Annotated in this window: 7 protein-coding genes; 3 read left to right on the forward strand and 4 right to left on the reverse strand. The window is 67.8% G+C overall.

Annotated elements, in window-relative coordinates:
• The first annotated feature begins 12 nt into the window (after positions 1–12).
• The gene (locus AC1DJN_RS19750) at positions 13–141 is read left to right on the forward strand and encodes a hypothetical protein (RefSeq protein WP_478039908.1); all 129 of its coding nucleotides are present in this window, start codon (positions 13–15) and stop codon (positions 139–141) included.
• Between the two features lie 40 nt (positions 142–181).
• On the opposite strand, the gene recJ is transcribed toward AC1DJN_RS19750, so the two are convergent.
• Positions 182–1,939: a single-stranded-DNA-specific exonuclease RecJ gene (gene recJ / locus AC1DJN_RS19755; RefSeq protein ID WP_282280136.1), complete on the reverse strand. Its 1,758-nt coding sequence runs from the start codon at positions 1,937–1,939 to the stop codon at positions 182–184.
• A gap of 121 nt (positions 1,940–2,060) precedes the next feature.
• Here recJ and AC1DJN_RS19760 point away from each other — a divergent pair, with 121 nt between their 5' ends.
• Both AC1DJN_RS19760 and AC1DJN_RS19765 read left to right on the forward strand, forming a co-directional pair.
• Positions 2,061–3,104, forward strand: coding sequence for a DUF1176 domain-containing protein (locus AC1DJN_RS19760; protein ID WP_442252241.1), 1,044 nt, complete (start codon positions 2,061–2,063; stop codon positions 3,102–3,104).
• A gap of 16 nt (positions 3,105–3,120) precedes the next feature.
• Complete coding sequence (locus AC1DJN_RS19765; protein WP_442252242.1) at positions 3,121–4,170, forward strand: DUF1176 domain-containing protein; 1,050 nt, start codon at positions 3,121–3,123, stop codon at positions 4,168–4,170.
• A gap of 36 nt (positions 4,171–4,206) precedes the next feature.
• Here the strand turns inward: AC1DJN_RS19765 and AC1DJN_RS19770 are convergent, their stop codons facing one another.
• The 3 genes from AC1DJN_RS19770 to AC1DJN_RS19780 form a co-directional block, all read right to left on the reverse strand.
• Positions 4,207–5,127 (reverse strand): phosphoglycerate mutase, encoded by a 921-nt coding sequence (locus tag AC1DJN_RS19770; RefSeq protein WP_025874723.1) that lies wholly within the window; start codon positions 5,125–5,127, stop codon positions 4,207–4,209.
• Between the two features lie 3 nt (positions 5,128–5,130).
• Complete coding sequence (gene greA, locus AC1DJN_RS19775; protein ID WP_025874725.1) at positions 5,131–5,595, reverse strand: transcription elongation factor GreA; 465 nt, start codon at positions 5,593–5,595, stop codon at positions 5,131–5,133.
• A gap of 8 nt (positions 5,596–5,603) precedes the next feature.
• Positions 5,604–6,397: ATP-binding protein (locus tag AC1DJN_RS19780; protein WP_478039905.1), on the reverse strand; the 794-nt coding region annotated here is incomplete at its 5' end.

The raw sequence follows: 6,397 nt of genomic DNA on the forward strand, positions 1-6,397 counted from the left end.
CTGGCCGACTGCGTGTCGGATGAAACGTGGACCTGGGATGGCACCCGCTTCGTCGCGACCTCGGCGATCAGTGGCGGCCTGTGTCGCGGCGTTCCCGGGGGTACATGGGAACTGCCGACGCGGGTGACCGACGTACGCTGACCCTTCCGAAGCGGTAGCGCCGGGCCATGCCCGGCATGGACTACGCCGGCAGGCAGTGCTCGACGATCAGCTGGATGGCGGCGCCGCCACGATAGTCATCGCAGGCGAGCCGGTAGGCGAGATGCACGTGGCGACCGGGCGCATTGCCGTGCCAGCCGCCGAAATGGATCGCGTTGATCGTGCCGGGTACGCCGGGCAGGCGCAGTTCCAGCTTCAGATGACGCTCCTTCAGCACGCGCCAGTTGGCCACTTCGAAGTGGCCATCGAACAGCGGCTCGGGAAAGCCCTGCCCCCATGGACCCGCCAAACGCAGCGCATCGGCATGGCGATGATCGAGTTCGTCCGCGGCCAGTTCGCCGTCGCTGAGCACCTGCTGCTGCAGTGCAGCCGGGTCGAGCATTTCCAGCACGGTGGCGACGAACGCGGCTTCGAAGGCAGCCAGATGATCCAGACGCATGCTCAACCCGGCGGCCATCGCGTGACCGCCGAAGCGCTCGATCAAGCCGGGATGGCGCGCATCGACCAGCGCCAGCGCATCACGGATATGCAGGCCGGCGATCGAACGCGCCGAGCCGCGCAGGGTGTCGGCGCCCGGCTCGGCCGGCGCGAACGCGATCACCGGCCGATGCAGGCGATCCTTCATCTTCGAAGCAACCAGGCCAACCACGCCGGGGTGCCAATCAGCATCGAACAGGCAGGCCGCCACCGGGCGCTGCCCTGCGGTATCGAGCACCACCCGCGACAGCGCGTGTTCGGCGTCATCGGTCATCGACTGCTGGACCGCACGCCGCTCGGCGTTGATCTGTTCCAGCGTCTGCGCGATGTCGCGGGCCTGCCGCGGATCTTCGGTGAGCAGCAGGGCGATACCCAATGCCATGTCTTCCAACCGACCGGCCGCGTTCAAGCGCGGGCCGAGCCCGAAGCCGATGTCGGTGGCGGTCAGGCGTGCGGCATCGCGGCCGCTGGCCTCGATCAATGCCTTCAGGCCGACGCAGCCCTGGCCATTGCGCAGCCTGCGCAATCCTGCACTGACCAGGGCGCGATTGTTGGCATCGAGCACCACCAGGTCGGCCACTGTGCCCACCGCCACCAGGTCCAGCAGCGTGGTCAGGTCCGGCCCTTTGCCATCGGCAAATACCCCCGCTTCGCGCATCTGCCGGCGCAGCGCCATCAGCACGTAGAAGATCACGCCGACACCGGCCAGCGCCTTGCTGGGGAAGGCGTCGCCGTCGAGGTTGGGGTCGACGATGACATCGGCCGGTGGCAGCTGTGGACCGGGCAGATGGTGATCGGTCACCAGCACCTGCCAGCCACGCGCCTTGGCCGCGGTCACGCCGGCATGGCAGGCAATGCCGTGATCGACGGTGACCAGCAGATCCGGCTGCAGCGCAGCCAGCTCGTCCACCAGAGACGGCGACAGACCATAGCCGTGCACCATGCGGTTGGGCACTGCGTGGAAGACGTGCTGCGCGCCGAGCATGCGCAGCCCACGCACACCGACCGCGCAGGCGGTGGCGCCGTCGCAGTCGAAATCACCGACTACCAGGATGCGCTTGTCGGCGGCGATGGCTTGCACCAGCAGGTCCACTGCTGCGTCGATGCCGGTCAGCAGTTCCGGCGCATGCAGGTTGCCGAGCTTGGGCAGGGCCAGCTCCGGCGTGTGCGCACCACGTGCGGCATACAGGCGGGCCAGCAGGGGCAGCGTGCCCTCCGGCCAGCTACCGGGCACGGCCGCATCGCGACGGCGGATCATCGGCGTATCGGAAGACGGCAGCACAGCATCGGCGGCAAGGGACATCGGCATCGCCGGGTTGCGGAAGACCCGCGCATGATACCCCGCTCGGCTCGCCAGGCTCTTCCGGGCTTGGCGCAAGCGTGGCGATCGCCCATGCTTGTTCGCTTCTGAAACGGAATTCGCCATGTACCGCCTGCTGTCCGTACTGCTTGCCAGCCTCCTGCTGCCACTTGCTTCCCAGGCCGCAAACACGCCGCCAACCCCCGGTATCGAGTTCGTACACCACGACTGGTTCCTGGCCTGCGACAACACCGGCACCTGCCGTGCAGCCGGCTACAGCCCTGAAAAGGCGGACAGCCTGCTGGGCCTGATGCTGGAACGTGCCGGCGGCCCCGGGACGGCAGTGAAGGCGCGGCTGCGGGTCGGTGAGGATGGCGAAAGTGCAGTGCCTGAAGGTTCAATGCGCCTGCACGTGAACGGCCGTGATCTGGGCCCAGTGCAGGACACCGGGGCCGACGAGGCAGTGATGCTGCGGCCGGCGCAGGTAGAAGGCCTGCTGGCCGCCCTGCCCGGCCAGGCCCGTATCGAGGTGATCGACAGCAGGGGCACGCGCTGGCCGATTTCCGATCGTGGTGCCGCCGCGGTGCTGCTGAAAATGGACGAGGTCCAAGGGCGCGTGGGCACGCCCGGTGCGCTGGTACGCCGCGGCACGCGTGCCGAAGCGAGCGTGCCCGCCGCAGTGGCCAAGCCGGTGATCGTGCGCGGCGCGCTGGCGGCCGGCCGCCCCGGCGATAGCGAGCTGGGCAGCAGCGAAGCGCTGCGCGACGCGCTGATTGCCACGCTCGGCGACAACGACGACTGTCCGCGCCTGATCGAGTACAAGGGGACGCCGGACATGGTGATCGAGCGGCTCGACGAGCATCATGTACTGGTGCAGGCGCTGTGCCAGATGGGCGCGTACAACTACAGCAATGGCTTCTGGATCGCGCGCGATCAGCCGCCGTTCGCACCTGAGACGGTCACGCTGGAGGCAGAAGGCTTCTCGCGCTCCGATCGCACGTTGTACGCGCGCTACAAGGGCCGCGGCATCGGCGACTGCGTTTCTGGCTGGGACTGGGCCTGGGATGGCCGCAGATTCCAGCCAAGCAGTGCATTCAGTACCGGCCTGTGTCGTGGCGTGGCGGGCGGGCACTGGACGCTGCCGACGCTTGTCAGCACGGTCCGCTGACCCGGAAGCCTGGAACATGACTACGCTTCGATTTCCTCTACTGGCGCTGGCGTCACTGACGCTGGCACCTGTCAGCTTCGCCGGCACGCCCGCGCAGTTCACGTTCCTTGAACAGAACGGACACCTGGCGTGCGACAACACAGGCACCTGCCGGATGGTGGCGTTCGGCCCACCGGCCGCGTTGATGCTGGGCGTGCTCATCGAGCGTGCCGCTGGACCAGACACCCCCGTGACGGCGCGATTGTCGCTGGCTGATGGCAGTGACGGCGCGCCCCGCAGCCCGCGGGTGCATCCAGAGGGCCGGCTGCGGCTGCATGTGGATGGCGCGGACCTGGGTGATATCGGCCCGGTGGATGCGCTTGAGGCCGGCCTGGCTCTGGCACCGCCACATGCGCAGGCGCTGCTGGATGCACTGGGGCGCGGGCGGCCGGTCAGGATGACCGACACGGCGGGCCAGACATGGCCATTGGCAGAGAGCGGTAATGCCGCACTGCTGCTGAAGATGGACGAGGCACAGGGCCGCTTGCACACCCCAGGGGCGTTGGTGGGCAAGGGTTTGCGGCCGGAATCGCACGTGCCGGCCGCACGGGTGGCACCTCGCCTGGTGCCGCCACCGCTGCTGGTTGAAGCCCACGACGAGGATGCCGCGCTGGCCGAACGTGCCGATCTACTGCAAGCGCTGCTACCGCGCGCCGAGGCCGGCGCGGGTTGCGCTGCAGCCTCTTCCCGCTACCTGCGCATCGAGCGGATCGATGCAACGCATGTGCTGGCGATGTTGAACTGCACGACCGGCCGCTACATCCGGCCAGCCGGCAGCTGGGTGATCCGCGACCGAACGCCCTTTGCGCCCGTGCTGATCACTGCATCCACGCTGTTCCCGCTCTACCCGCATGCCGTGTTCCTTGAAGAAGGCTTTGCAAGCGCTACGGACCGCTGCGGGATAGACCGGCATTGGGCCTGGGATGGAGCCCGCCTGGTGCTGGCGGCAACCTTCGTCGGCCGGCACTGCCTGGGCGCCGGTCAGCGCCACTGGCAACTGCCGACCTACGTTACGGAATCGCGCTAGGGCATCCGCCGGGCATGGCCCGGCGCTACCACCCCGTCAGGCGTCGTGAAGCTGCCGTGGCTTCTTCCAGAACTGCCAGCGCTGGCCGCGATCCAGCTGGAACTGCAGGCCGTCCTCGAAATCCAGCACCAGGCGCTGCAGCTCGCCACGCTTGAGCGCGGCCAGCAGCGGCCGGATTGCATCGTTGCCCAGCTGCTGCAGCGAGCGCAGCTGGCGCAGGTCGACCAGTGCATCGACCGACTGCTCGCCATCCACCGCGACACCTGCGGCCTGGGCCAGGCCCTGCAGCAGCGCATCGCGGCTGCGCACCTGCGCGTGCGGCGTGGCCACCGATACCGGCATCACGCCACCACCCCAGAACCACAGCGAATTGATCGGCTGCTGGCCCTGCGCGGCGCGCTGCTGGTTCCACGAGTGGGTGTGCAGCAGCACCTGCGCTTCGGTCATCAGTGCGCGCCAGCGACGGCCCGCCTCGCCCGGCGGCAGGTGCGAGAACAGGTCATCACCCAGCACCTCGTCGGGGCTGTCGAACTCCGGCAGTTCAGTACCGATGGGCAGGCGCAGGTACCAGCGTGACGGATCGGGTGCATCCAGCACGAAGCCTGCATCCGCAAACAGCGGCTGCAGCACGGGCAGCAACGCCAGCGTATCGGCCAGGCTGGGCCGCAGCGTTTCGCCGTGGCCCATCATCCGCGCGCCATGCATGTCCGGCACCATGCAGGCCGGATCGGCACGCAGCCAGCAGGCGCCGGCGGCATCACCGACGTCACGCTGGCGGGTCAATGCGGCCACCGGCCAGTGCGGCGCGGCCACCGTGAAGTGGCGCAGCAGCTGCGCGCGTTCGCCGGCGTCGCCCTGCGAGGTGGTGGCGCGGCCCAGGGCGCGCGCCACGTCATCCGGCAATGCAGCCACCGCAAAGCGGCTGCGTGCCGGCAACAGCAGGGTTGCCGTCGCCACGGATCAGTCCTGGTAGCTGACGCTGACGATCTCGTACTCGCGCTGGCCGGCCGGCGCATCGATCACGATCGAATCACCTTCCAGCTTGCCGATCATCGCGCGGGCGACCGGCGAGGAAATCGCGATCAGGCCGAGTTTGATGTCCGCTTCCAGATCACCAACGATCTGGTACTTCTTCTCTTCGTCCGATTCCACGTCGGCCAGGATCACGCTGGCCCCGAATACCACCTTGGAGCCTGCATTGAGCTTGCTCACGTCGATGATCTCGGCGTGCGACAGCTCGCCTTCCAGCTGCTTGATGCGGCCTTCGATGAAGCCCTGTTCCTCGCGCGCGGCGTGGTACTCGGCGTTCTCCTTCAGGTCGCCGTGCTCGCGCGCTTCGGCGATCGCGGCGATCACCTTCGGACGCTTGACCGACTTCAGGTGATCCAGTTCGTCGCGCAGACGCTGCGCGCCCTTCATCGTGATGGGTGCTCTCATGCGTTCAACTCCTTGTGCAGTTCCTGCAGCGACCAGACCGGGCCGGTACCGCGGAATTCCAGTGAATCCACCAGCGCCTTGGCACCGGCAATGGTGGTCGAATAGGTGACACGGTGCTGCAGTGCCTCGCGACGGATCGAGAACGAGTCGTTGATCGCGGCACGGCCTTCGGTCGTGTTGACGATATAGACGATCTCGCCGTTCTTGATCGAATCGACGATGTGCGGGCGACCCTCGACCACCTTGTTGATGATCTCGCAGTCCATGCCGTGCTGCTGCAGCCACGCTGCGGTGCCACGGGTGGCAACCAGGCTGTAGCCACGCGCCAGCAGGGCCTTGGCCACCGGCAGCACGCGCTTCTTGTCCGGGTCGCGCACCGACACGAACGCCTTGCCCACTGGCGGCGCCTTGATGCCACCGGCTTCCTGCGCGCGCGCGAAGGCGGCGTTGAAGCTGCGGCCCACGCCCATCACCTCACCGGTGGAGCGCATCTCCGGCCCGAGGATCGGGTCGACGCCCTGGAACTTGGCGAACGGGAAGATCGCTTCCTTCACCGAGTAGTAGTCCGGCACGATTTCCTTGGTGGCGCCCTGCTCTTCCAGGGTCTTGCCGGCCATGCAGCGGGCCGCGATCTTGGCCAGCGGCATGCCGGTGGCCTTGGACACGAAGGGCACGGTGCGCGAGGCACGCGGATTCACTTCCAGCAGGAAGATSRYGTCGTTGCCTTCCTCATCGGTCTGGATCGCGAACTGGGTGTTCATCAGGCCSACSACSTTCAGYGCCTTGGCCA

This window comes from Stenotrophomonas sp. 05L414_2, from assembly GCF_056397905.1.